The 25,582-nt window shown below is 67.5% G+C and carries 25 protein-coding genes; 18 read left to right on the plus strand and 7 right to left on the minus strand.

Annotated elements, in window-relative coordinates; all coding sequences use genetic code 11:
- Together AC5P8J_RS02465 and AC5P8J_RS02470 are read right to left on the minus strand one after the other, a co-directional pair.
- The coding region (locus AC5P8J_RS02465) for a transposase (RefSeq protein WP_332329010.1) at window positions 1–92 on the minus strand (92 nt) is incomplete at its 3' end.
- A gap of 189 nt (window positions 93–281) precedes the next feature.
- Window positions 282–2,345, minus strand: a complete 2,064-nt coding sequence (locus AC5P8J_RS02470) for a 3-hydroxyacyl-CoA dehydrogenase NAD-binding domain-containing protein (protein ID WP_019662173.1) — start codon at window positions 2,343–2,345, stop codon at window positions 282–284.
- A 235-nt stretch (window positions 2,346–2,580) separates the two neighbouring features.
- Here AC5P8J_RS02470 and rpoE point away from each other — a divergent pair, with 235 nt between their 5' ends.
- The 9 genes from rpoE (at window position 2,581) to recO (ending at window position 11,231) form a co-directional block, all read left to right on the plus strand.
- Window positions 2,581–3,201: an RNA polymerase sigma factor RpoE gene (gene rpoE / locus AC5P8J_RS02475; RefSeq protein ID WP_019662172.1), complete on the plus strand. Its 621-nt coding sequence runs from the start codon at window positions 2,581–2,583 to the stop codon at window positions 3,199–3,201.
- Complete coding sequence (locus AC5P8J_RS02480; protein WP_495216592.1) at window positions 3,198–4,079, plus strand: sigma-E factor negative regulatory protein; 882 nt, start codon at window positions 3,198–3,200, stop codon at window positions 4,077–4,079. The genes rpoE and AC5P8J_RS02480 overlap by 4 nt, the downstream gene beginning before the upstream one ends.
- Window positions 4,080–4,153: 74 nt before the next feature.
- Window positions 4,154–5,686: a DegQ family serine endoprotease gene (locus AC5P8J_RS02485; protein WP_019662170.1), complete on the plus strand. Its 1,533-nt coding sequence runs from the start codon at window positions 4,154–4,156 to the stop codon at window positions 5,684–5,686.
- Between the two features lie 180 nt (window positions 5,687–5,866).
- Window positions 5,867–7,660: a translation elongation factor 4 gene (gene lepA, locus AC5P8J_RS02490; RefSeq protein ID WP_227854026.1), complete on the plus strand. Its 1,794-nt coding sequence runs from the start codon at window positions 5,867–5,869 to the stop codon at window positions 7,658–7,660.
- A 54-nt stretch (window positions 7,661–7,714) separates the two neighbouring features.
- A complete protein-coding gene (lepB, locus tag AC5P8J_RS02495) occupies window positions 7,715–8,509 on the plus strand; it encodes a signal peptidase I (RefSeq protein WP_021203460.1) in 795 nt (264 codons plus the stop codon).
- A 37-nt stretch (window positions 8,510–8,546) separates the two neighbouring features.
- Window positions 8,547–8,930 carry a DUF4845 domain-containing protein gene (locus tag AC5P8J_RS02500; protein ID WP_010482821.1) on the plus strand — a complete coding sequence of 128 codons (384 nt, stop codon included), beginning with the start codon at window positions 8,547–8,549 and terminating at the stop codon, window positions 8,928–8,930.
- The gene (rnc, locus tag AC5P8J_RS02505; RefSeq protein ID WP_019662167.1) at window positions 8,920–9,600 is read left to right on the plus strand and encodes a ribonuclease III; all 681 of its coding nucleotides are present in this window, start codon (window positions 8,920–8,922) and stop codon (window positions 9,598–9,600) included. The genes AC5P8J_RS02500 and rnc overlap by 11 nt, the downstream gene beginning before the upstream one ends.
- Window positions 9,597–10,493, plus strand: a complete 897-nt coding sequence (gene era / locus AC5P8J_RS02510; RefSeq protein WP_019662166.1) for a GTPase Era — start codon at window positions 9,597–9,599, stop codon at window positions 10,491–10,493. The genes rnc and era overlap by 4 nt, the downstream gene beginning before the upstream one ends.
- An 18-nt stretch (window positions 10,494–10,511) precedes the next feature.
- Complete coding sequence (gene recO, locus AC5P8J_RS02515; RefSeq protein WP_111098935.1) at window positions 10,512–11,231, plus strand: DNA repair protein RecO; 720 nt, start codon at window positions 10,512–10,514, stop codon at window positions 11,229–11,231.
- Between the two features lie 517 nt (window positions 11,232–11,748).
- Here the strand turns inward: recO and AC5P8J_RS02520 are convergent.
- Entirely contained in the window at window positions 11,749–12,477 is a 729-nt protein-coding gene (locus AC5P8J_RS02520; protein ID WP_031270573.1) for a response regulator, read from the minus strand.
- A gap of 127 nt (window positions 12,478–12,604) precedes the next feature.
- Between AC5P8J_RS02520 and rlmD the strand changes: the two genes are divergently transcribed.
- From rlmD to AC5P8J_RS02565, 9 genes are all read left to right on the plus strand, one after another.
- Entirely contained in the window at window positions 12,605–13,939 is a 1,335-nt protein-coding gene (gene rlmD, locus AC5P8J_RS02525; protein ID WP_031270572.1) for a 23S rRNA (uracil(1939)-C(5))-methyltransferase RlmD, read from the plus strand.
- A gap of 34 nt (window positions 13,940–13,973) precedes the next feature.
- Entirely contained in the window at window positions 13,974–14,459 is a 486-nt protein-coding gene (locus tag AC5P8J_RS02530) for a CYTH domain-containing protein (protein WP_031270571.1), read from the plus strand.
- 113 nt (window positions 14,460–14,572) lie between these two features.
- Entirely contained in the window at window positions 14,573–15,268 is a 696-nt protein-coding gene (locus tag AC5P8J_RS02535; protein ID WP_021204004.1) for a DsbA family oxidoreductase, read from the plus strand.
- 115 nt (window positions 15,269–15,383) lie between these two features.
- The gene (nagZ, locus tag AC5P8J_RS02540) at window positions 15,384–16,391 is read left to right on the plus strand and encodes a beta-N-acetylhexosaminidase (RefSeq protein ID WP_227854002.1); all 1,008 of its coding nucleotides are present in this window, start codon (window positions 15,384–15,386) and stop codon (window positions 16,389–16,391) included.
- Window positions 16,391–16,945, plus strand: coding sequence for a hypoxanthine-guanine phosphoribosyltransferase (locus AC5P8J_RS02545; protein WP_021204002.1), 555 nt, complete (start codon window positions 16,391–16,393; stop codon window positions 16,943–16,945). The genes nagZ and AC5P8J_RS02545 overlap by 1 nt, the downstream gene beginning before the upstream one ends.
- Window positions 16,946–17,027: 82 nt before the next feature.
- Complete coding sequence (locus tag AC5P8J_RS02550) at window positions 17,028–17,774, plus strand: S-methyl-5'-thioinosine phosphorylase (RefSeq protein ID WP_459390041.1); 747 nt, start codon at window positions 17,028–17,030, stop codon at window positions 17,772–17,774.
- 88 nt (window positions 17,775–17,862) lie between these two features.
- Entirely contained in the window at window positions 17,863–18,069 is a 207-nt protein-coding gene (locus AC5P8J_RS02555; RefSeq protein WP_005410590.1) for a cold-shock protein, read from the plus strand.
- Between the two features lie 102 nt (window positions 18,070–18,171).
- Window positions 18,172–19,440, plus strand: coding sequence for an FAD-dependent oxidoreductase (locus tag AC5P8J_RS02560; RefSeq protein ID WP_111103083.1), 1,269 nt, complete (start codon window positions 18,172–18,174; stop codon window positions 19,438–19,440).
- 180 nt (window positions 19,441–19,620) lie between these two features.
- Window positions 19,621–19,890 (plus strand): hypothetical protein, encoded by a 270-nt coding sequence (locus tag AC5P8J_RS02565; protein ID WP_019662157.1) that lies wholly within the window; start codon window positions 19,621–19,623, stop codon window positions 19,888–19,890.
- 1 nt (window position 19,891) lies between these two features.
- On the opposite strand, the gene pdeM is transcribed toward AC5P8J_RS02565, so the two are convergent.
- From pdeM to AC5P8J_RS02585, 4 genes are read right to left on the minus strand one after another with little or no spacing between them, the layout of a single operon-like run.
- Window positions 19,892–20,533: a ligase-associated DNA damage response endonuclease PdeM gene (gene pdeM / locus AC5P8J_RS02570; RefSeq protein WP_021203999.1), complete on the minus strand. Its 642-nt coding sequence runs from the start codon at window positions 20,531–20,533 to the stop codon at window positions 19,892–19,894.
- On the minus strand, window positions 20,523–22,982 hold the full coding sequence (locus AC5P8J_RS02575) for a ligase-associated DNA damage response DEXH box helicase (RefSeq protein WP_495216594.1): 2,460 nt from the start codon (window positions 22,980–22,982) through the stop codon (window positions 20,523–20,525). The genes pdeM and AC5P8J_RS02575 overlap by 11 nt, the downstream gene beginning before the upstream one ends.
- Window positions 22,979–24,586 (minus strand): ATP-dependent DNA ligase, encoded by a 1,608-nt coding sequence (locus AC5P8J_RS02580; RefSeq protein ID WP_021203997.1) that lies wholly within the window; start codon window positions 24,584–24,586, stop codon window positions 22,979–22,981. The genes AC5P8J_RS02575 and AC5P8J_RS02580 overlap by 4 nt, the downstream gene beginning before the upstream one ends.
- Complete coding sequence (locus AC5P8J_RS02585) at window positions 24,583–25,581, minus strand: ligase-associated DNA damage response exonuclease (RefSeq protein WP_111098037.1); 999 nt, start codon at window positions 25,579–25,581, stop codon at window positions 24,583–24,585. The genes AC5P8J_RS02580 and AC5P8J_RS02585 overlap by 4 nt, the downstream gene beginning before the upstream one ends.
- Window position 25,582: the final 1 nt, after the last annotated feature.

Below are 25,582 nucleotides of genomic sequence, written 5' to 3' on the forward strand. Positions count from 1 at the left end.
CTGTGGCGACGAGCAACGGCTTTGACTGATGTGGAGGTCTTGCAGGCCTCTTTGGCGACCTGCAGTTTGAAACGAGCGTCGTATCTGTTCATGTATCCCTCGGGGTTGGATCTGGCGTCCAACTCCCGGGGGTCACTTCAAGGACGGGTTTATGGCGTCCCCGCAACCCGACACCGCCCCGCCCAACAAACAGAAAAGCCAGAGCCGCTTTGGCTCTGGCTTCTGCTGTGGAACTTGACGTTGCCTCTGCGGGTGCCGGGCCGCAGGCCCGGCCGATAAACTCAGACCACCGGTTCGCGCAGGGCGGGGTTGTCCCAGCCCGGGCGCGGGGCGAAGCGGTCGCCATGCCGCTGCTGCAGCGCCTTCAACCGCTCGACGATCGCATCGGCACCCACCGCACGGATGTGCTGGATCGGGCCGCCACGGAACGGCGCGAAACCGGTACCGAAGATCACGCCCGCATCCAACAGGTCCGCATCGGCCACTACACCTTCGTGCAGGCACGCCACCGCCTCGTTCAACAGCGGCAGGATCAGGCGGTCCTCCAGATCGGCCGGGGCCTGGTAATCGCTGGCCACGTCCGGCTTCTTCGGCTTGCCGTTCTCCCAGGTGTAGATGCCCTGGCCATCCTTCTTGCCGCGCTTGTCCTGTTCCACCGTCTGCAGGGCCGCCGGAATCTGCAGGCCGAGGAACGGCGCCAGTTCGCGGCCCACGCCCGCAGCCACGTCCAGCCCCACGGTGTCGATCAGTTCGATCGGTCCCATCGGCATGCCGAACTTCACGGCGGCCTTGTCGATCACCGGGCCCGGAATGCCTTCGGCATACGCGGTGGCCGCTTCCAGCATGTAAGGGAACAGCACGCGGTTGACCAGGAAGCCCGGGCTGCCGGCCACCGGCACCGGGAACTTGCCCAGTGCCTTGCAGAACGCGGCCAGGCGGCGTTCGGTTTCCGGCGCCATGCCGTCGTGATGGATGATCTCCACCAACGGCATCTGCGCGACCGGGTTGAAATAGTGCAGGCCGGCGAACTGCGCCGGGCGCTGGATGTGATCGCGCAGTTCCACCAGCGGGATCGACGAAGTGTTGGTGGTCAGCAGCGCGTCCTGCTTCATCTTCGGTTCCAGCGTCTGGTACAGCGCACGCTTGGCCTCGGGGTTCTCGATGATGGCCTCGATCACCAGATCGGCTTCGGCCACGCCGTTGCCTTCCAGATCGGCACGCAGGCGCGCGGCCACGGCAGGGCGCTTGCTCTCGTCACGCACCTTCTTGGCGAACAGCGACTGCGCGCGCTCCATGGCCGGGTCGATGAAGCGCTGCTCACGGTCCTGCAGGGTCACGTCGAAGCCCTTGTAGGCGGCCCACGCGGCGATGTCGCCGCCCATCACGCCGGCGCCGACCACGTGCACGTGACGGATGCCGGAATCACCACCGCCCAGGCCCTTCAGTCGCTCGGTGAGGAAGAAGATGCGGATCAGGTTGCGCGCGGTCGGTGTACTGGCCAGCTTCACCACCGCGCGCCGCTCGGCGTCCAAACGCGCCTGGATCGGCTTGCCGCCACTGCGTTGCCAGGTGCTGATCAGCGCGTACGGCGCCGGGTACTGGTCCTTCTTCGCCTTGCGTGCGACCTGCTTGACCATCTGCGGCGCCAGCAGCCGGCGTGCCAGCCAGGTGTTGGTGGCCCAGGCCATCGCGCGCTGCTTGAACGGGCGGCTGGTGCCGGACAGCGCCAGCGCGACGGCGGTGTCGAGCACCACCGCCGGCGCCACCACCTTGTCGACCAGGCCGATCCCCCGCGCGGCCGAGGCCGACAGGGTGCGTCCGGTCAGCATCATGTCCATCGCCGCCGGTGCACCCACCAGTTGCGGCAGGCGGGCGCTGCCGCCCCAGCCCGGGAAGATGCCCAGCTGGGTTTCCGGCAGGCCGATGCGGGTGCTGCTGTCGTTGGAGGCCACGCGGTAGCGGCAGGCCAGCGCCAGTTCGGTGCCGCCTCCCAGGCAGTGGCCATGGATCGCCGCCACGGTCGGGCAGGGCAGTTCGGCCAGCTTCTGGTAGGTGGCCTGGCCACGCCGGATCGCGTCGTTGACAGTGCCGCGACGGTCGAACTCCTGGAACTCCTTCAGGTCGGCACCGGCAATGAAGCCGGCCTTCTTCAGCGACTGGATCACCACGCCCTTGGGCGGATCCAGCGCGATGCGCTCAAGCAGGTCGCCCAGCTCCAGCAGCACGTCCTGCGACATGGCGTTGACGCTGCTGTCCTGACGATCCAGGGAGAGAACCACCACGCCGTCGTCGCGGATCTCGGGGTGCCAGTGGCTGAAGCGGAGACCATCGAAGCCTGAGAGCATGGACGTTCCATCCGGTTGTGTATGGAGAAGCGGCTATGATCCAGAGGTTGTTTCCCCCGCGTCAAATCCCAATAGCAGGGGAGTGGCGCCCCCGGATCCATGGCCGTGGACCGGGACGCTAACGGAACGGTGGTTAAAAGCTGGTGCGGCGCCAGGTGATCGGCGACTGAACTTTTCCCGGGATTGGCAGTCTCATTGCCCGACGTCGGTTGGGCTGACAGGAGTGCGGCCCCTCATGGCCGAGGTTGATACACCACAGGAGCTGGATCTGGAACTGGTCCGGCGCGTGCAGCACGGCGAGAGTGCCGCCTTCGATGTCCTGGTGCGCAAGTACCAGCATCGGGTGGTGGCCCTGGTCGGTCGCTACATCGCCGACTGGAGCGAATGTCAGGACGTCGCCCAGGACACTTTCATCCGCGCCTACCGCGCGATCGGGAGTTTCCGTGGCGACGCCCAGTTCTCAACCTGGTTGCATCGAATCGCCGTGAATACCGCCAAAAACTACCTGGCTTCACACAATCGACGGCCGCCGACCGATGACATCGACATCGGCGACGCCGAACAGTTCGACACCGGTACCCGCCTGCGCGACACCGACACGCCCGAACGCGAGTTGATGCGCCAGGAGCTGGAACAGACGGTAATGAAGGCCGTCAACGCGCTGCCGGAAGAACTCCGGTCGGCAATCACCCTGCGCGAGGTGGAAGGCCTGAGCTACGAGGATATCGCGCAGAAGATGGGGTGCCCGATCGGCACGGTGCGTTCACGGATCTTCCGGGCGCGCGAGGCGATCGACACCGAACTCCGGCCGCTGCTGGACATCGGCAGCGCCACCCGTGAGAAGAGCCGCGTATGACCAGTAAACCGTTCAACGAATCGCAGAACCACCAATCGCCCGCCGGACAGCGCCTGGACCAGCGCCATCGCGAGCAGCTGTCGGCCCTGGTCGATGGTGAGCTGGGCGCCGACGAAGCGCGCTTCCTGCTGCGCCGGATGGAGCACGACCCCGAGCTGGCCGGATGCCAGGAACGCTGGCAGCTGCTGGGCGACGTGATGCGCGGGCAGGCGTCGGCGCTGGCGCCGGCCGGCTTCAGCGCGGCCGTGGCCACCGCGATCGCGGCCGAACCGGCGCCGCAGGTCGAGCCGCGTCGCCAGGTACGCCGCAGTGGCTGGCGGGCCTGGGGCGGCGGCGCCGCCCTGGCCGCGTCGGTGGCCGCCGTCGCGCTGTTCATCGGCGGCGAGAAGCTGAAGGAGGCCACGCCGGGTGAACCGCTGGCGCCGCAGGTGATCGCCAGCCAGGCGGAGCTGGCGCCGGCGCCCACCGCGCCGGCCCCGGTGACCGAGGCTTCGGTGGATACGGCCGCGATGGCCGTGGCTGCTGCGCCGGCTGTGGCGATGGCCGCTTCCAGCCGTCGTCAGGACGCCCGCCGTGCCAGCGCCACGCGTACCCAGCAGGCTGCGCGTGCCGCCCAGCGCGACGAGGCCCCGCAACGGGCCGTCGCCGCAGCGCCGGCGCCGTTGACCCCGACCGTGCCGGCCAACGCCAGCCGCAACCTGCCGTTCGGCGAGGTGGGCGGACTGCAGGCCCGGCCGTGGCCGCGCTCCAGCCTGGCGCCCGCTGCCGGTGGCGCACTCAATGCCAGCTTCCCGGCCCATGCCGGCGGCGCGGCGTTCTATCCGTTCGAGCCGCGCCTGCAGGACGACCTGCCGGTGCCGCCGCGCCCGCGCGACTGAGCCGGGCGCTTTCACGCCCCGCCGCCGGCGGGGTCCGTATTCCTCTTTCCATCCGATCCGGAGGTTGCCGTCCGATGACTCCCCGACTCCGCACGCAGGCCATGGGTCTGCTGGCCCTGACCCTTCCCCTGGTGGCCTGCGCACAGGCCCCCGCGCCTGCCGCGCAGACCCAGCCTGCGCCAGCTGCAGCAGCGCGGGCACCGGCGCAGCCGCTGGTCAGCGGCCTGCCCGACTTCACCAATCTGGTCGAACAGGTCGGCCCGGGCGTGGTCAACGTCGACACCACCATCGTCCGCAACAACCGCCAGGTCGCCCGCGGCCCGATGGGCGACGATGACATGCCGGAGTTCTTCCGCCGCTTCTTCGGCCCGGACTTCCCGATGCCCGGGCAGGGGCCGGGTGGGCCGGATGGCGGCCCCAGCATCAAGGGCCGTGGCATGGGCTCGGGCTTCATCATCTCGCCCGATGGCTATGTACTGACCAACTACCACGTGGTGGCCGATGCCAGCGAGGTGAAGGTCAAGCTGGGCGACCGCCGTGAGTTCACCGCGAAAGTGGTGGGCAGCGACCAGCAGTACGACGTCGCGTTGTTGAAGATCGACGGCAAGAACCTGCCGACCGTGCGCGTTGGCGACTCCAACTCCCTCAAGCCGGGCCAATGGGTGGTCGCGATCGGCTCGCCGTTCGGCCTCGATCACTCGGTCACTGCCGGCGTGGTCAGCGCCCTTGGCCGCAGCACCGGCGGGCCGGACCAGCGCTACGTGCCCTTCATCCAGACCGACGTGGCGATCAACCAGGGCAACTCCGGTGGCCCGCTGCTGAACACGCGTGGCGAAGTGGTCGGCATCAACTCGCAGATCTTCTCTGCTTCGGGCGGCTACATGGGCATCAGCTTCGCGATCCCGATCGACCTGGCGATGAGCGCGGTCGAGCAGATCAAGAAGACCGGCAAAGTCACCCGTGGCCAGCTCGGCGCGGTGGTGCAGGAAATCGACGGCCTGAAAGCGCAGGCGATGGGCCTGCCGGACAGCCGCGGCGCCCTGGTCAACCAGATCGTGCCGGACTCGGCTGCAGCCCGGGCCGGGGTGAAGATCGGCGATGTGATCCGTTCGGTGAACGGCGCGCCGGTCAACAGCTGGTCCGACCTGCCCCCGCTGATCGGCGCGATGGCACCGGGCAGCCGGGTCACCCTGGGCGTGATCCGCGATGGCAAGCCGCGCGACCTCAGCGCCACCCTGACCGCACTGACCGAAGATGCGCAGGCCAGTTCGCGTGGCCCGGCTGCCGGCAACAGCGATGCGGCTCCACAGGCCGGCGCCAACGCCCTGCTGGGGCTGGACGTCAGTGACCTGACCGCGCCGCAGCGCAAGCAGCTGGGCCTGGAATCGGGCGAGGGCGTGCGCATCACCGGGGTCAAGGGCCAGGGCGCCCGCGATGCGGGCCTGTCTCCGGGCATGGTGATCCTGCAGGTAGCCAGCACCCAGGTCGGCAGCGTGGACGCGCTGAACCGTGCGCTGTCCAGCTACAAGAAGGGCGACGTAGTGATGCTGCTGGTGCGCACCGGCAGCGGCAACAGCGCGTTCGTAGCGGTCAAGGCTGGCCAATAAGGCCGGTGCAGGGCCGCCCCGGCGGCCACGTGGTTCCCCCGAAGCCCCGCCCCGGCGGGGCTTCGGGCATTCCGGGCCCGGCTCGATGAGGCCGTTTTCGCGGGCGGGCGCCGGGCATGCGATAATCGACCGTTACCCTGACGACGCCGCGCGCCGCCGCCACCTATGTCTTCTGATTCGATGCGGAACATCCGCAACTTCTCCATCATCGCCCATGTCGACCACGGCAAGTCCACGCTGGCCGACCGCATCATCCAGCTCTGTGGTGGCCTGCAGGCCCGCGAGATGGAAGCGCAGGTGCTCGACTCCAACCCGATCGAGCGCGAGCGTGGCATCACGATCAAGGCGCAGTCGGTGTCGCTGCCGTACCTGGCCAAGGACGGGCAGACCTACCACCTGAACTTCATCGACACCCCCGGCCACGTCGACTTCTCCTATGAAGTCAGCCGCTCGCTGGCCGCCTGCGAAGGCGCGCTGCTTGTGGTCGATGCCGCCCAGGGCGTGGAAGCGCAGTCGGTGGCCAACTGCTACACCGCGGTGGAGCAGGGCCTGGAAGTGGTGCCGGTGATCAACAAGATCGACCTGCCCACCGCCGACATCGAGCGCGCCAAGGCCGAGATCGAGGCCGTGATCGGCATCGACGCCTCCGACGCGGTGCCGGTCAGCGCCAAGACCGGCTTGAACGTGCAGGATGTGCTGGAAGCGATCGTGCACCGCATCCCGGCGCCGGCGCCGCGCGACACCGACAAGCTGCAGGCGCTGATCATCGATTCGTGGTTCGACAATTACCTGGGCGTGGTGTCGCTGGTGCGCGTGATGCAGGGCGAGATCAAGGCCGGTGACAAGCTGCAGGTGATGTCCACCGGCCGCAACCACCAGGTCGACAACGTTGGCGTGTTCACCCCGAAGCGCAAGGTGCTGCCGGCGCTGAAGGCCGGTGAAGTGGGTTGGGTCACCGCCAGCATCAAGGACGTGCACGGTGCGCCGGTCGGCGACACGCTGACCCTGGCCGGCGACCCGGCCCCGAAGCCGCTGCCGGGCTTCCAGGAAATGCAGCCGCGCGTGTTCGCCGGCCTGTTCCCGGTCGACGCCGAGGACTACCCGGACCTGCGCGAAGCGCTGGACAAGCTACGCCTGAACGACGCCGCGCTGCGTTTCGAGCCGGAAAGCTCCGAGGCGATGGGCTTCGGCTTCCGCTGCGGCTTCCTGGGCATGCTGCACATGGAGATCGTGCAGGAGCGCCTGGAGCGCGAATACAACCTGGACCTGATCAGCACCGCGCCGACGGTGGTGTACGAGGTCCTGAAGACCGATGGCTCGATCATCAACATGGACAATCCGGCCAAGCTGCCGCCGGTGAACCAGGTCGAGGAGATCCGCGAGCCGATCATCCGTGCCAACGTGCTCACTCCCGAGGAGTACATCGGCAACATCATCAAGCTATGCGAAGAAAAGCGCGGCAGCCAGATCGGCATCAATTACCTGGGCAGCCAGGTGCAGATCAGCTATGAATTGCCGATGGCCGAGGTGGTGCTGGACTTCTTCGACAAGCTGAAGTCGGTCAGCCGTGGCTATGCCTCGCTGGACTACCACTTCGTGCGCTTCGACGCGGGCCCGTTCGTGCGCGTGGACGTGCTGATCAACGGTGACAAGGTCGATGCCCTGTCGCTGATCGTGCACCGCAGCCATGCCGACCGCCGCGGCCGCGAGCTGTGCGAAAAGATGAAGGACCTGATCCCGCGCCAGATGTTCGACGTGGCCATCCAGGCCGCCGTTGGCTCGCAGATCATCGCCCGCACCACGGTCAAGGCCATGCGCAAGAACGTGCTGGCCAAGTGCTATGGTGGCGACGTTTCGCGCAAGAAGAAGCTTCTGGAAAAGCAGAAGGAAGGCAAGAAGCGCATGAAGCAGGTCGGCCGCGTGGAGATCCCGCAGGAAGCGTTCCTGGCCGTGCTGCAGATGGACAACAAGTAAGCCCGCACCGGCCCTGCGGGGCCGGTCGTCTGGTGACGTTGCAAAGGACCCTGAATGAAACTGTTTGAGATCCTCCTGGTCGTGCTGACCCTGGCCTCGGGCCTGATCCTGCTTGCGGACAAGCTGTACCTCGCCAAGCGTCGCGCCCAGCGCGCGGGCCTGCTCGATTCCGAGCCGGTGCTGGTGGATTACTCGCGTGCGTTCTTCCCGGTGCTGGCGATCGTGCTGGTCGTGCGCAGCTTCATTGCGGAGCCGTACAAGATTCCATCCAGTTCGATGATGCCGAACCTGCTGATCGGCGATTTCATCCTGGTCAACAAGTTCTCCTATGGCCTGCGCCTGCCGATCAGCAACACCAAGATCGTGCCGTTTGGCGAGCCGTCGCGTGGTGACGTGGTGGTGTTCCACTTCCCCGGCCATGGCGAGAACGATCCGGCCAAGGGCGAGAACTTCATCAAGCGCGTGATCGGCGTGCCGGGTGACACCGTGGTCTTCGAAGGCGACGGCGTGATCCTCAACGGCGAGCCGCTGAAGTATGACAACAAGGGTATCTACGCCGGCCACAAGGGCCAGGGCGAGGGCGCCAACCTGCTGCTCGAGCACCTGCCGGGCCGCAGCCACACGGTGCTGGAGACCGACTATCCGCGCGGCCAGGGCCAGTGGACCGTGCCGGCCGGCAAGTACCTGGTGATGGGCGACAACCGCGACAACAGCGATGACGGCCGGTTCTGGGGCCTGCTGCCGGAAGAAAACCTGCGCGGCAAGGCGTTCCTGATCTGGCTGAACTGCCAGGGCTGGTTGTGCAAGGATGGCTTCGAGCCGTCGCGGATCGGCTCGAGCATCAACTGAGTACCTTCACATCCAACGCGTATCTGGGGAGAACGCAATGAAGACGATGAACACGCAGCGTGGCATGACCTTGACCTCGTTCCTGACGGTCCTGATCGTGGTGGGCTTCTTCCTCTACATCGGCATGAAGCTGTTCCCGATGTATCAGGAGTACTACGCTGTGCGCTCGGCGATGAAGAGCCTGGCCAACGAGCCGGGCGTGGGCAGCATGGAGCCGGCGCGCATCCAGGACCTGTTCTTCAAGCGCCTGTACATCAACTACTCGGACAACGTGAAGCCGGCCAACGTGAAGTTCGACCGTCGCGACAATGGCTGGACCCTCAAGGTCAACTACGAAGTGCGCCGTCAGCTGATCGGCAACCTCGATGTGGTTGGCAAATTCGATTCTTCCCAGGACCTGACACGAAGCGGTGCCCAGTAAATTCATCCAACGTGGCGACCTGATCGGTCATGCCTTCAGCGACCCGGCGCTGCTCAAGCAGGCGCTGACGCATCGCAGTGCCGGTGCGCCGCACAATGAGCGGCTGGAGTTCCTTGGCGACAGCATCGTCAACATGATGGCGGCCGAGGCGTTGTACCGGCGCTGGCCCAAGGCCGACGAAGGGGCGATGACCCGTGCCCGCGCAGAGCTGGTGCGTGAAGGCGCACTTGCGGTGATCGGGCGCAGCCTGGAACTGGGCGAGCGGCTGACCTTGGGCCCGGGCGAAATGAAGTCCGGTGGTCATCGCCGCGACTCGATCCTGGCCGATGCGGTGGAAGCCGTGGTGGCTGCGATCTACCTGGATGCCGGCTTCGAGGCCTGCCGGGCAGTGGTGCTGCCCTGGTTCAGTGCTTCGATCGAGGCGCTGCCGGCCTCGGGCCGGCCTGAGAAGGATCCCAAGACCCGCCTGCAGGAATGGCTGCAGGCCCGACAGAAGGCGTTGCCGCAGTACGAGCTGGTGTCAGAATCCGGTGACGACCACGCCAAGCACTTCCGGGTACGCTGCAACGTAGCCGACCCGGCCGCCAGCACCGAGGGCGAAGGCGCCTCGCGGCGGCTTGCCGAACAACAGGCGGCTGCGGCCGTCCTAGAACAACTGGATTCCAAGTGAGCGAACAAACTTCCCATCATTGCGGCAGCGTGGCCGTCATCGGCCGCCCGAACGTGGGCAAATCGACCCTGACCAATGCCCTGGTCGGCGCCAAGGTCAGCATCGTTTCCAACCGCCCGCAGACCACGCGCCATCGCCTGCTGGGCATCGCCACCTATCCGGAAGGACAGCTGGTGCTGGTCGACACCCCCGGCCTGCACAAGGTGCAGAAGCGGGCGATGAACCGGGTGATGAACCGCGCTGCGCGCGGCTCGCTGGAAGGCGTCGACGCCGGCCTGCTGGTGATCGAAGCCGGCCGCTGGGATGAAGAGGACAGCCTGGCTTTCAATGTGCTGCGCGACGCTGGCATTCCGGTGGTGCTGGTGGTCAACAAGATCGATCGCCTGAAGGAGAAGGGCGCGCTGCTGCCGTTCCTGCAGCAGGTGACCGAAGGTCGCGACTTCGCCGCCGTGCATCCGATCTCCGCGCAGAAGCGCAACGGCCTGGAAGCGCTGGTGCGCGATGTGCTGAAGCTGCTGCCGGAAGCCCCGCCAATGTTCGGCGAGGACGAGATCACCGACCGCAGCCAGCGTTTCCTGGCCGGTGAACTGGTGCGCGAGCAGCTGATGCGCCAGCTCGGCGAGGAACTGCCGTATGCCACCACGGTGGAAATCGAGCGTTTCACCGAAGATGGCAACCTGCTGCGCATCGGTGCGGTTATCTGGGTCGAACGTGAAGGCCAGAAGGCGATCGTGATCGGCAAGGGTGGCACCCGGCTGAAGGAGATCGGCGCCAAGTCCCGCCTGCAGATGGAACGTTTGTTCGGGGCCAAGGTGTTCCTGGAGACCTGGGTGCGCGTGCGTGAAGGCTGGTCCGACGACGAGGCCGCACTGAAGGCCTTCGGTTACGAGTAAGTCGTTGCGGTCGCTTCGATGCTGATCGAGGACGACACCGGCTTCGTGCTGCATGCACGGGCCTACCGCGAGACCAGCCTGCTGGTCGAAGTGCTGAGCGCGCAGCATGGCCGTATCGGCCTGCTCGCGCGTGGTGTGTCAACCGCCAAGGGCCAGGTGCTGCGCGCTGCCCTGCAGCCATTGCAATGGATCCGCTTCAGTGCCCAGCAGCGCGGTGAACTGGCCCAGCTGCGCGGTGCCGAGGCGCTGGATGCCGCGCCACGCCTGGTCGGCCAGGCGATGTTGGCCGGCTTCTACCTGAGTGAACTGACCCTGCGCCTGGCCCCGCGCCAGGACCCGCTGCCCGGGTTGTACCTGGCCTACGGCGAGGCACGTGCGCGGCTGGCCGTGGGCGCCGGCCTGGCCTGGACCCTGCGTCGCTTCGAACGCGAGCTGCTGTCCGCGCTGGGCCTGGGTTTCGATCTGGACAGCGCGAGCGACGGCCAGCCGATCGACCCGGCCGCGCGCTACGAACTGGACCCGCAGGAAGGCGCGCAGCGCCTGCTGAGCGAGCGCGGTGGGGAACGCCGGGCGGCGGCCACTGGCTCGGCGCTGCTGGCGTTGGCGGCCGACGAAGAACCCCATGCCGCCGACCTGGCCAGCCTGCGCCTGCCGATGCGGCGGGTGCTGGCCCATCACCTCGGGCCGCGCGGCCTGAAGTCCTGGGAAATGCTCGAGCAGCTCGCACCCCGCAGGTAGGGGGTGTTCGGCAGGGCTTGCAGCCCTGCACCTGCCGAATCAACGGCGACGTCAAAAGCTGGCTACTCGTGGGTAGGCGGGGTGGGTCCGGTTGCGGGAGACGCCGTAAACCCATCCCTGGGGGCTTGGCCGCGGCATCCATGCCGCGGACACTCCCGCAACCGGACCCACCCCGCCTTCGACAGTTTTCCGCGAGCTGTCGGAATGGCAATGGGGTCAGATCCGTTTTCCTTCGGAAAACGGATCTGACCCCCAGTTTGAATTTCGATATCTGACAGAGATTCATCCACGCATGGCGTGGATCTACCAGATCGCGGAAATCTGTCAGAGGCGGGGCGGTGTCGGAGTGTGGGGTGTCTGATCTGGCCGCCCGTCAGCGGACGCCAAGCCCCCATGGACGGGTTCACGGCGTCCCCGCGCTCCGACACCGCCCCGCCATCCCACGGGATGCCGGCTTTTGACGTTGAATTTGACGTTAGCTTTGGCGGGTGCAGGGCGCAGCCCTGCCGACCAACCCTCAATGCAGCAGGGCCGCCACCGCCGCGCGGAACCCATCCTGGGCCTGCCCGGACTCCGGCGCATGATGCAGCTGGCGCACCGCCCGGGCCAAGCGTGCCGCGCCCACGAACCCACAGCTCGCCTGCAACCGGTGCAACTGGCTGCGCAGCTGACGCTCATCATGCTGGTCCACCGCCTGCTCGACCGCGTCACGCACCCCCGGCAGCTCGGCCAGGAACAGTTCGCGCAGGGCGATCAAGTGGTTGCGCTGGCCATTGAGCGCGGCCAGTGCCGCTGTCTCGTCCCAGTCCTGCACCTGCAGCTCGACCGCTGCCGGGGCCGGGGCAACGGAGATCCCCGCCGGGCTGTTCACCAGTGCGCGGCGCACCGCCTTCAGCAACTGGTCGCGGCCCAGCGGCTTGACCAGGGTGTCGCTGAAGCCAGCTTCGCGCAGGCGGGCATGGATGGACGTGTCACCGTCAGCGGTATGTGCCAACGCCGGGGTGTCGGGATGTGAACGGCGCAGTTCGCGCAGCAGCTGCGCGCCATTGCCGTCCGGCAGGTTGACGTCGATCAGCCACAGGTCGTGCGCGCCGGGTTCGGCGCTGGCCAAAGCGCTGGCCAGCGAATCTGCGGTGTCCACATCCGCCGGTAACGTTTCCAACGCCGCCTTGAAAAAACCGCGGCTGATGATGTCGTCCTCGACAAGCAGGAAGCGGGGCCGGCTGGCCCGCGGGGTCATCTGCATCAGGGCTGCCTCCATGTCAGCTGCTGCAATCATCAAGCACGGCGGCGGCGGGCGCAAGCGGGTCCGGACCCTGCCGGTCAGGATCTGCGACAATACGCCCCCATTTTTGCCCGCAGCCTGTTGCCACGTGGCCCGATCCCGCTCCCGCATCGACCGTACCCCGTTCCAGACCGAAATCCTCGACCTCAGCCATGATGGTCGCGGCGTCGCCCGCCGTGAAGGCGAGGGCGGCAAGGTCACCTTCGTCAGCGGTGCCCTGCCGGGTGAGGTGGTGACGGCCGAACAGACAGCCCGCAGCCGCCATTTCGACGAAGCGCGCACTCTGGAAGTTCTGCAGGCCTCGCCGCAGCGCGTGACCCCGAAGTGCCCGCATTTCGGCACCTGCGCCGGCTGCGTGCTGCAGCACCTGGACGAAGACCAGCAGATCGTCGCCAAGCAGCGCGTGCTGATGGACAACCTGGAGCGGATCGGCCATGTGAAGCCGGGCACCGTGCTTGCGCCGCTGGTCGGCGACAGCTGGGGTTACCGTCGCAAGGGCCGCTTCTCCGTGCGCCGGGTCGAGAAGAAGGACAAGACCCTGGTCGGCTTCCGTGAACAGGATCCGCGTTTCGTCGCCGACCTCAGCCAGTGCCTGACCGTGATCCCGGAGATCGGCACCAAGGTCGAGGCGCTGTCCACCTTCATCGAATCGCTCGATGGCAAGCGCGATATCCCGCAGATTGAGTTCATCGCCGGCGACCAGGCCGTGGTCCTGACCGTGCGCCACCTGCAGCCACTCAGCGATGCGGACCGTGCGGCCTGGGCTGCCTTCGGCCAGCAGCATGGCTTCGTGATCTACCTGCAGTCCGGTGGCGTGGACACCGTGCAGCCGCTGGACGGGCAGGGTGTGCCCCTGTCGTTCCGGCTGGCGCCCTGGGATGTGGAACTGGCATTCCGCCCGCTGGACTTCATCCAGGTCAACGCCAAGCTCAACGAAAAGATGATCGCCCATGCCCTGGATCTGCTGGAGCCGGGTGAGGACGAGCGCGTGCTGGACCTGTTCTGCGGCCTGGGCAATTTCACTCTGCCGCTGGCCCGCCGCGTGCGCGAGGTCGTTGGCGTGGAAGGCGATGCCGGCCTCGTCGCGCGCGCCCGTGAGAATGCTGAGCGCAATGGCCTGGCCAACGCCCAGTTCTTCAGCGCCGACCTGACCCAGGACCAGCGCAGCACGGCGTGGATGCGCCAGGGCTTCGACAAGCTGCTGCTGGATCCGCCGCGCTCGGGCGCGATCGAAGTGCTGCAGCAGCTGCCGCTGAAGCAGTTCAAGCGCATTGTCTACGTGAGCTGCCACCCGGGCTCGCTGGCACGCGATGCCGGCTATCTGGTCAACGAACAGGGCTTCACCCTGGTCAGCGCCGGTGCCATGGACATGTTCCCGCACACCGCGCACGTGGAAAGCATCGCAGTATTCGAGAAGCGCTGAGCAGGTGTCATCACCCGTGGCGCATAATTGCGCCATGGGCATCGAAATCGAACGCAAATTCCTGGTCAGCAGCGATGGCTGGCGCACCGCCGCGCATCGGGTGATCCCGATGGCGCAGGGCTACATCAACGACATGGGCGCGCTCGACCGCGGCACCCAGAACGCCTCGGTGCGCGTGCGCATCGAAGGCGACCACGCCGCGCTGAACCTGAAGTCGCGCACCCTCGGCCATACCCGCCAGGAGTTCGACTACCCGATCCCGGTGGAGGACGCGCGCGCACTGCTGGCGCTGTGCGTCGGCGGCCTGATCGACAAGCGCCGCCATCTGGTCGAACACGCCGGCCTGACCTGGGAAGTGGATGAGTTCCTCGGTGACAACGCCGGCCTGGTGGTGGCTGAAGTCGAGCTGGAAAGCGCCGACCAAGCCATCGACCTGCCGGACTGGGTCGGTGCCGAAGTGACCGATGACGCCCGTTACTACAACGTTGCCCTGGCCAGCCGCCCGTATTCAGAGTGGTGAACCCCAAAAAGGGGGACGGAGGGGATTAAGTCGTCTTTACCCCGCCTGTGCAGAAAGCGACTTAATCCCCTCCGTCCCCTTTTATCGAGGAAGGGGGGCCCCATGTGGTGGGGATGAGAATCGACATCTATTCCGACGTGGTCTGCCCCTGGTGCTGGATCGGCAAGCATCGTTTCCAGCAGGGCGTGCAGTTGCTGGGCGAGCACGCGCCTGATCTTGATATCCACTGGCAGCCGTTCCAGCTGGACCCGGATGCGGACGACACCCCGGTGCCGCTGCGCGAGGCCTATTCGCGGAAGTTTGGGGGCGTCGAGCGCACCGAGCAGATCCTCGGCCAGACCCAGACCACCGCGCGCGCGGAGGGGCTTCCGATGGATTTCAACCAGGGCCAGGTGCGGGTGACCACGCTGCCGGCGCACCGAGTGCTGTGGCTGGCCGGCGAGCACGGCGTGCAGGATGCGGTCAGCGAGGCGCTGTTCCGCGCCCACTTCGAACATGGCCAGAACCTGGCCGACAACGCTGTACTGGTGAAGGCCGGCGTGGCTGGCGGCCTGGACGGTGGCGAAATCGCGCAGATGCTGGCCTCGGACCGTGGTTTGGCCGAGGTCGAGGCCAAGCTCGGCCAAGCCCACGCGCTGGGCATTTCCTCCGTGCCGACCTTTGTCATCGACGGGAAGTGGGCGATCTCCGGGGCGCAGCCGCCAGAAGGCTTTGCCAACGCGCTGCGCCAGATCGCGGCCGAACAGGGGCCCCCGGCCGCCCCGGCTGGCGACGACGAGGCCTGCGGCCCGGACGGCTGCAGGGTCTGAGCAGACCGGGGCAGAGCCCCCGCGTTTCCCTTTTCCCCTTGACCACTGCGCCTGTCGGCCGGTTCTGCGACAATGCGGCACTGCGCCATGCGGGCGCGCGTTGTGGAGATCAACCATGCTGCTGATCGGCGTTGCTGGCACCGAACTGACCACCCAGGAACGTGACTGGCTGCAGCACGATGCCGTGGCCGGGGTGGTGCTGTTCAAGCGCAACTTCGCCTCGCGCCAGCAGGTAACCGATCTGAGCGCGGCGATCCGCGCCGCTGCGCCGCGCCCGCAGCTGATCTGCGTGGACCAGGAAGGCGGGCGCGTACAGCGCTTCCGCGAAGGTTACAGTGATCTGCCGCCACTGCAGGACATCGGTGCCCTGTACGCCACCGACCCGCAGCAGGCCCTGTCGCTGGCCGAGCAGCACGCCTGGCTGATGGCCAGTGAAGTCCGCGCCAGCGGGCTGGACCTCAGCTTCGCCCCGGTGGTCGATCTTGGCCGCGGCAACCGCGCCATCGGCAACCGCGCCTTCAGTGAAGACCCGCAGGTGGTTGCGGCGTTCACCGCAGCCTATGTGCGCGGCATGCATGCGGTCGGCATGGCCGCCACGCTCAAGCATTTCCCCGGCCACGGCACCGTGCTGGAAGACACCCACGTGGATACCGCGATCGACCCGCGCGCGCTGGACGAGCTGCGCGCGCAGGACCTGGTGCCATTCCAGGCCGGCATCGCCGCCGGTGCCGACGCGGTGATGATGGCGCACGTGATCTACCCGCAGATTGCGCCTGAACCGGCTGGCTATTCGCCGCGCTGGATCCAGGACATCCTGCGTGGCGAGCTCGGCTTCCGCGGCGTGGTGTTCTCCGATGACATCGGCATGGCCGCCTCGCACAGTGCCGGTGGCGTGCCCGCGCGCGTGCACGCACACCTGGACGCCGGCTGCGACGTGGTGCTGATCTGCCACCCGGAGCTGGTTGATGAAGCCCTGCACGCGGTGCAGGGGCGCTCCCTCAATACTGCTGCGCTGCTGGGCCTGCTCGGCCGCGGCGCGCTTGGCTGGGATGGCCTGCTGGCCGATGCCCGCCATGGCCACACCCAATCCCGTCTGATTGAAACCCTTGGAAGAACCGTCTGATGCCCAACCTCACCATTTCCCAGGCCCTGGCCCAGGCTGACCTGCTGGTCGACCGCCCCACCATCGACAAGGCCATCGCTGGTATCGCCGACGCCATCGCGCGCGATTACAGGGGCGAGGTGCCACTGTTCCTGTCAATCATGCACGGCGCGCTGCCGTTCGCCGGCCAGCTGGCGCTGGAGCTGGGCGCGCGCGGCCAGGACGTGCAGTTCGATTACCTGCACGCCACCCGTTACCGCGGCGAAACCACCGGCGGCGACCTGGTCTGGAAGCACAAGCCGGCGACCTCGCTGTTCGGCCGCCGCGTGTTGCTGGTCGACGATATCCTGGACGAGGGCTACACCCTGCAGGGCGTGCGCACCTGGTGCCTGGAACAGGGCGCGACCGACGTGCGCATCGCCGCGATGACGGTGAAGAAGCACGACCGCGCGCTGCCGGACGTGACCGCCGACTACGCCGGCATCGAACTGCCGGACCGCTACGTGTTCGGCTTCGGCATGGACGTCAATGAAACCCTGCGCTGCGTGCCGGCCATCTACGCGATGAAGGAATAACGGCGCAGCCGCCCGCGGCGCGTCTTCTTCTGCCGCCGGCATCCTCGGGTGCCGGCGTTGGTCTTTTCATGGAGTGCTTTGAATGCAACAGATCGCCCTGGCCGTGATCGGCGGTACCGGTGTCTACAACCTGGCCAAGCTTGACGACGTGCAGACCCACGAGGTCGACACCCGCTTCGGCCGCCCGTCCGGCCCGGTACGCGTCGGTACGCTGCTTGGACACCGCGTGGCGTTCCTGGCGCGGCATGGCGAGGGCCATTCGCTGCCGCCGCACAAGATCAACTACCGCGCCAACCTGGCCGCACTGCAGCAACTGGGCGCGCAGCGCGTGCTGGCGTTGAACACGGTGGGAGGCATCACCGAACACTTTGGTCCGCGCGTGCTGGCCTGCCCGGATCAGATCATCGACTACACCTGGGGCCGCATCAGCACGATCTGTGAAGAAGAAGGCACCGACGTGGTCCACGTCGATTTCGGCCACCCCTATACGCCGGTGCTGCGCAGCAAGATCCTGGCCGCTGCGAAAGTGACCGGTGTCACGGTCCATGACGGCGGCTGCTACGGCGCAACGCAGGGCCCGCGCCTGGAAACCATCGCCGAGATCGCCCGCATGCGCCGCGACGGCTGCGATCTGGTGGGCATGACCGGGATGCCGGAAGCCGCACTGGCACGGGAGCTGGGGCTGGATTACGCCTGCCTGGCGATCATCGCCAACTGGGCTGCCGGCTGTGGCGATGGTGAAGAGATCACGATGGCTGAAGTACTTGCCAACGTGCAGGCCGCCAGCAACGGACTTCCGGAACTGGTAGGTGAATTGGCACGGGGGTGATTGTCTTCGCCGAGCAAGCTTTGCATACTCAGCTTGTGCGCGGGTTCAGCGTACACCACCCATTCATTGCATAAGGTCTCGCATCACCATGCCGAACGGTACCGTCAAGTGGTTCAACGACGCCAAGGGATTTGGCTTCATCTCGCCGGAGGATGGCAGCGCCGACGTGTTCGCGCACTTCTCCGCCATCAACTCCAAGGGCTTCCGCAGCCTGCAGGAAGGCCAGCGTGTCACCTATGACGTGACCCAGGGCCCGAAGGGTGCCCAGGCTTCGAACATCACGCCGGCCGAGTGATCCACTCGACAGTGCGTTGAAAACCCCGCTCCGGCGGGGTTTTTTTTGCGCGGCATGCTCGCGGCCCGTTCGCGATCCACCCACCTCGGGCACAATGCGCCCATGAAGGAACGACTGCGCATCGCCGTGATCGGCTACGGCACCGCTGGACAGGCAGTGTCCATCCTGCTCACCCGTGACGGCCACGAGGTGGAGATCTTCGAACGCGTGCCCACGCCGGGACCGGTTGGCGCCGGCTTCCTGCTGCAGCCCAGCGGCCTGCAGGTACTGTGGCAGATGGGCCTGCTTGATTCCGTGCGTGCACATGCCGCGCCGGTGCACCGCCTGTATGGCGACACGCCGTGCGAGCGCGCGGTGATGGACATGGCCTATGCCGGGCTGGATGCACGCCTGCATGGGCTGGGCATGCAGCGCGGGGCGCTGTTTTCGCTGCTGGACCAGGCCCGCGATGGCGCCGGCCAGCTGCATGTCGGCACCACCATCGTTTCCGTCGACGCCGCACAGGGGCGTTTGCGCGACAGCGAGGGGCGCCAGCACGGACCGTTCGACCTTGTGGTGGCTGCCGATGGTGCAGCTTCAACGCTGCGCGGCGGCGTCGAGCGGGGCATCGCGCTGGACAGGGTTTACCCGTGGGGCGCGCTGTGGTGCCTGCTGCCGGCCGAGGACTGGCCGCACATGAGCGAGCTGCGCCAGCGCTACGTGGCCGCGCGCAAGATGATCGGGCTGCTGCCGGTCGGTACCCGCCCCGGTGATGACACGCCGCGCCTGAGCTTCTTCTGGAGCCTGCCACGCGCCGATTTCGATCGGTGGCAGGCCGAAGGTATGGCGCCCTGGCTGGATGAACTGCATGCGCTGTGGCCGCAGGCCAGTGCGCGCTTCGCCCATCTGCGCGATGCCGGCCAGATGGCGCGCGCCGTTTACCGTGATGCGGTGATGACACGTTGGCACCAAGGCCGCATGGTGCTGGCCGGTGATGCGGCGCATGCGATGAGCCCACAGCTGGGGCAGGGTGTGAACATGGCGTTGCTCGATGCGCTGGCACTGCGCGATGCCGTGCGCAGCCATGGCGGCAGTGCGGCGGCATTGCAGGCCTACCAAGCGCAGCGGCGCGCGCATGTGGCCGTGTACCAGCGCTGGAGCCGCTGGCTGACGCCACTGTTCCAGTCCGACCGCGACGCTTGGGCGAAAGCGCGTGATGTGCTGCTTGGCCCGATGGGGCGCCTGCCCGGTGGCCGTGGGCATATGCTGCGCATACTCAGTGGCACGCAGCATGGCTGGCTTGGCTCGCTCCAACTGGACCCGGCATTCGTCAACGAACTGGGCACGTCGATGGCAATGCCTCCCAGCAACGCGATCACGGCCAGTGCGTGAGGCGCGTCGTCACGTGAATTAACGGCTGCGTCACTACAGATATGCGAGAAGTGGGTTGCACGCGATTGCGCGTCGCCCGTTTTCCTTTCCGTGATCGACATCGCGCGTGGCCCGGGCGGCGCTGCCCTTGCGGCCTGTTGCGGCCCGGACGCGCCGCCTGTTGTTGAAGAGGAGGACGCCATGTTGTTCGCGGTCGAGGAGCTGGAATCGGAAATCTGCAAGCTGCGTGGTCTGCTGCAGATGCTGCACGAGGACCAGCCCGACGTACTGGAGGACGTGTTTGAATTCCATGTGGGCAGCCTGATCAGCCACGCGTCGCCGGAACACCATGCACGCATCCGCGCCTGCGCGCAGGAAATGCTGGCGAGGATCCAGGCCTTGCCGCGGCGGCGTGAAGGGGATACGCCCGAGTTCCAGTTGATGCCGCAGCTGGAGATCCGCCCCGCCTGATTCACGTCACGGGCAGTTCGACCAGGCTGCCCTCGACGCAGGCCACCCTCTGCTCGCCGGGAGCGGGAACAGGCACGATTCCCGCAGTGAACGCAGAGAAGGCCGGCAGGACCGTCATCCCGTCACGCAGCCAGAATACGGGGAAGCGCCGACGCAACGGCGGCAGGGCGACCTGCGGATGCAGATGCCCAGCGATCACATGCCGTCCTGCATCGGCCACTGGCTCATGGCGAAGCATGAACGGATGCAGGTGTGCTTCATCGTGGATCTGTACCAGCAGCTGGGCGTGCGGCAGGTGGCGGTCGTGATTTCCGCGCAGGACATGCACGTCCAGCGCCGCGTTGCGTTCGCGCCATGCCAACCATTGCTGGTACCACGCGGCGCGATGCGCCGGTCCATGCAGGATGTCGCCCAGGATCCACAGCTCGCGGCATGCATACCTGTCCAGCAGCGCCTGCAGGCGATTGAGGTCTTCCCCGGTGCCACCACTGGGGAGCGCGATGCCGGCACGGCGGAATACGTCGGCCTTGCCCAAGTGCAGGTCGGCGATCAACAGCGCCTGCCGTGTGGGCCAGTACAGCGCGCGCTCGCCAAGCAGCACAAGCGATTCGCCCGCGCGCAGCAGCAGCAGTTCATCGGCCATGGCGGCGCTCCAGCTGCTTGGCCGCGCGTTGCACGCGGGTACGCCAGTCCTCGTTGCTGAACTGCCCACGCAGGCGTTCGGCCCACAGCGGGAAGCCCAGGGGCGTCAGCGACGCCGGGCATTGCACCGACAGCGCCTGCGTGCCGATCCTTGCCAGTACCTGCCGCAAGCCCGGCAGGTCAAGGCTGTCGTGCAGCACTTCGCGTTCGGCCAACGCCAGCAGCAGATGGCCCGGATCGTGCTCGCGCAGTACATCGAAGAGCAGGCCCGCCGACGCCTGCAACTGCCGCAGCGATCGCGGCATGCCACCGGGCAGGCTGGGCACCAGCAGGCCGGCCACACGTGCGATGCCGCGGAACTGGCGCCGCGCCAGCTCGCCCAGGTTCACTGCGGCACGCAGATCATCCAGCAGCTGATCGGGGGTGAACAATGCTCGCCATTGCGCTGCGTCCAGATCGATCGCCTGGGCCGGTGCCAGCACCAGGCCATGGTCGTTCACCGCGTAGCCGATGCTGTTGCGCTGCAGGCGGGTACAGCGCAAGGCCAGCAGGGCGGCCAGCGCCTCATGCACGTGGCGGCCGGCAAAGGGATAGACGAACAGGAACTGGCCTTCGCGACGCCGCACCTGTTCCACCAGCAGGTGGTCCGGGCCGGGAAGCGCCGACAACTGTTGCTGCAGTGCCAGCAAGGGCGACAGCCAGCGTGATTCGGCACTGTTGTCGGCGCCGGACAGTACCCACTCCAGCTCGCGACCGAGTGGCATCGACAGCGGCAACTGGCCTCCCTGCCAGCGTGGCACGACGCCGTCTCCGCGCCCTCGTGCCAACCGCACGAAGGCGGTCATGTCGCGCAGCTGCACCAGCTCCAGCAGGCGCCCGGCGAACTGGAAACGATCGCCACGTCGCAGCCGGCTGGCGAACTGCTCCTCCACGGCGCCCAGGCTGCCGCCGCGCAGGAACTGCACGCGCACGCTGCCATCGCTGCTGATGGTGCCGATCGAAAGCCGATGACGCAGCGCCTCGCGGCGGTCATGCATGCGGTACCACCCATCGGCATCACGCACGACCTTGTGGAAATCGGGGTACTGGGCCAAGGCCTGCCCGCCCTGCACGATGAACGTGAGCACGGCCTGCCATTGGTCGTTGCCGAGCGACGCGAAGGCATGGGTACGCCGGACCTGTTCCAGCAGCGCAGTGCTGTCGAAGCCGCCCGCCAGCGCACGGCTGACCGCGTGCTGGGCCAGCACATCCAGCGACAGCGTCGGCGGCCTGCGCGCTTCGACCACGCCTTCAGCCAATGCACGGCGCACCGCAGCGTACTCGGCCAGTTCCAGCGCATGGCTGGGCACGCACAGGATGGCGCCGCTGGCACCCGGGCGGTGGCGTGCGCGTCCGGCGCGCTGGCGCAGGCGCGCCACGCCCTTCGGGCTGCCCAGCTGCAGGACCTGTTCTACTTCGGGGAAGTCCACGCCGAGGTCAAGGCTGGAAGTGGCAACCACGCAGCGCAGCGCGCCCGCGCGCAGTCCGTCTTCCACCTGCTGGCGCAGGGCCGGATCCAGCGAGCCGTGGTGCAGCGCAAGCGTGTCCAGTTCCTCCGGCCATACCGCGGCCAGCGCCTGATGCCACAGTTCTGCCTGTGCACGGGTGTTGGTGAACAGCAGGCTGCTGCGTGCCTGCATCAGCGCCTCCAGCACGCGTGGCAGCTGTGCCAGGCCCAGATGCCCCGCCCATGGGAAGCGTTCGCCGGGGCCTGGCAGCAGGCTGCGCACGCTGAGTGTGCGCGGCCGTACGCCCTGCACGATCGGTGCTTCCGGTTGACCGGGCAGCAGCACGTCGCGCGCCTCCTGCAGATTGCCCAGCGTGGCCGACAGACCCCACAGCTGCAATGCCGGCCTGGCATCGCGCAACACCGCCAGGTTCAACTGCAGCAGGACGCCGCGCTTGTTGCCCAGCAGTTCGTGCCATTCATCCACCACCACGCAGCGCAGCTGGCGCATGCGCGGCAGCGTGTCGGGATAGCTCAACAACAGCGCCAGCGATTCGGGCGTGGTCACCAGTACGTCGACGCGGCCCTCGCGCGCCTGTCGTCGTTCGCGGTTGCTGGCGTCGCCACTACGCAGGCCGACACGCCATCCCAGCCCCAGCCCATCGACCACGTCCTGCAGTGCGCGTGCGGTATCACTGGCCAACGCGCGCAAGGGCGTCACCCACAGCACCTGCAGTGGGCGCACCGCGCTGGCCCGACGGGGCAAGGGCGGCGGATCGATCATGGCCTGCAGCAGGGGCCCGCCGAACATCGCCAGTGTCTTGCCGCTGCCCGTGGGCGTATGCAGCAACCCGGATTCGCCCGCCAGGTAGTGGCGCCACATTGCGCGCTGGAACGGCAGTGAGCGCCAGCCTCTGGACGCAAACCAGTCTTCCAGCCGGCGCAGCGCCTGGCTGCGGGTCATCGCGCCAGCGCCTTCAGGCTGGCCAGCTGATCGGCCTCGCTGGCGGGCTTGTCGTGGCGCCAGCGCAGGATGCGCGGGAAGCGCACGGCGATGCCGGACTTGTGCCGGCTGCTGCGGTTGACTGCTTCAAAGCCCAGCTCGAACACCTGTTCGGCGCGTACGCTGCGCACCGGCCCGAAGCGCTCGCGGGTGTTGGCGCGGATCCAGCGGTCGAGCGCGAGGATCTCCTTGTCGTCCAGGCCGGAATACGCCTTGGCCACCGGCACCAGCGTGTCGCCGTCCCACACGCCAAAGGTGTAGTCGGTGTACAGCGTGCTGCGTCGGCCGTGCCCGGCCTGTGCGTACAGCAGCACCGCGTCTATCGTGAGTGGATCGACCTTCCATTTCCACCAGTCGCCGCGTCGTCGCCCCGCTTGGTAGGAGGACGTGCGCCGCTTCAGCATCAACCCCTCCACACCGCGTTCGCGCGCCACATCGCGCATCGTCGCGGCCTGCGGCCAGTCGCCGGCGGCAACGTCGGGCGACAGCTGGATGCGCGCATCGCCCAGTGCACCGACGACCTCGGTGAGCCGCGCGCGCCGTTGCTGCAATGGAAGTTCGCGCAGGTCCGCGCCATCGAGTTCCAGCAGGTCGTAGGCGAGCACGCGCACCGGCGTGTTGCGCAGGGTGGCCGCGCCGGGTTTGCGGCGCTGGATGCGGGTCTGCAGCGCGGTGAAGGCACGTGGCAGGTCCGCGGCTTCGTCCCAGGCCAGCAGCTCGCCATCCAGCACGCAGCCATCGGGAAGCGCCATCGCCGCCTGTTCGATTTCGGGGAAGCGACCATCCAGCCGCTCTTCGCCACGTGACCACAAGGCGACCTCGCCGCGCCGGCGCAGCAGCTGCACGCGGATGCCATCCCACTTCCATTCCAGCAGCCAGTCGTCGATCGCACCGAGTCGTTCGGCAGGGCTGCCCTCCAGTGGCGAGGCGAGGAAAAAGGGGTAGGGCTGCTGCCGGTCGAGCGGCAGCTCATCCGGCGACAGCAGCTGGGCCAGCAGCCCGGGCGAGGGCACCCACTCGCCCAGCATGCGCTGGGCGATGCGGGCAATATCCAGGCCGGACCACTCGGCCAGCGCCTGCTGCACCAGCCGTTGCGAGACGCCAACGCGCAGGGCTCCGGTCAGCAGCTTGTTGAACACCAGGCGTTCGCTGCTGCACAGCTGCCGCCAGCCGGCGACGACCGCCGCACGGCGCACCGCCTCGGGTTGGTTGGCCACCGCCAGCAGGTGCTGTTCGATCCATTCGGCCAGGGGGCGGTCAGGCGAGGGGTTTGGTGGGTCGTCCAGCAGCAGGGTCAGCGTTTCGGCCAGGTCACCGACCTGCGCATAGCTGTCGTCCACCAGCCACGGTGGCAACCCTGATTCCTCGGCGATCCAGGCGCGCAGTTCGCCACTGGCGGCGATCTTCCGGCGTGCGCCGCCCACCTTGCCACCACTGAGGAGGTACAGCGCCCACGCCGCATCGTGCGCGCCTGCCTGGCCGAAGTAATCGACCAGTGCCGCTCGCTTGTCCAGCGTGGCAGTGCTGCGGTCCAGGCGTTGGTAGAGCGCTGCGAAGGCTTTCATTCCTCGCTCCCGAAACCGGTACGGAAGGCTTCGGCAGCCACGCCGCGCTCACGCAGGTAGGGAATCAGCGCATCGGTATTGCCATGGGTGGCGATCACCCGCTGCGCGCCGGTCTGTTCGATCGTCGTCAGCAGTGCTGGCCAATCGGCGTGATCGGAAATGACGAAGCCACGATCGACGTTGCGTCGGCGCCGGTTACCGCGCAATTGCATCCAGCCCGAGGCGAAGCCCAGCTGGTGGCGCCCGAAGCGGCGCATCCAGGGCGTGCCCGCAGCCGAGGGCGGGGCGAGGATCAACTGGCCGGCGGCATCGGGTTGACGGCCCTGTTCGGCCACGGTGAGCGTCTCCAGCATCGGTACGCCGGCCTGCCGGTACACCGCTACGCCATTGGCGATGGCGCCATGCAGCCAGGCCGGGCGATCATCCAGCGGCCGCAGCTCGGCCAGCACCCGTTGTGCCTTGCCCAGTGCATAGCACAGCAGGATCGCCGCCTCGCCGCGCTGTTCGCATTCGCGGCGCCACGCCACGATCTCCGCAGCGACTGCCGGCGTGTCCGGCCAGCGGTAGATCGGCAGGGCGAAGGTTGCCTCGGTGATGAACGTATCGCAGGGCACCACTTCGAACGGCGCGCAGGTCGGGTCTGGCTGGCGCTTGTAGTCGCCGGAGGCCACCCAGACCTGCCGCCCGTCGTCGATGCGCACCTGCGAGGACCCCAGCACGTGGCCGGCTGGATGCAGTGATACCTGCACCCGGCCCAGGCGGAACGGGGTGCCCTCGGCATGCGCCTGCACCGGCACGTCGCCCAGGCGCCAACGCAGGATCGGCAGGCTGCCGTCGCTGCAGTGGTATTCGCCCATGCCCGGGCGAGCATGGTCACCGTGGCCATGGGTGATGACCGCGCGCGGCACCGGCCGCCAGGGATCGATGTGGAAGTCGCCCGCAGCGCAGTACAGCCCCTCCGGTCGCAACACCACCAGATCGTCATTGCTTGCCATG

Source organism: Stenotrophomonas sp. YJH_SMC_37 (assembly GCF_059370035.1).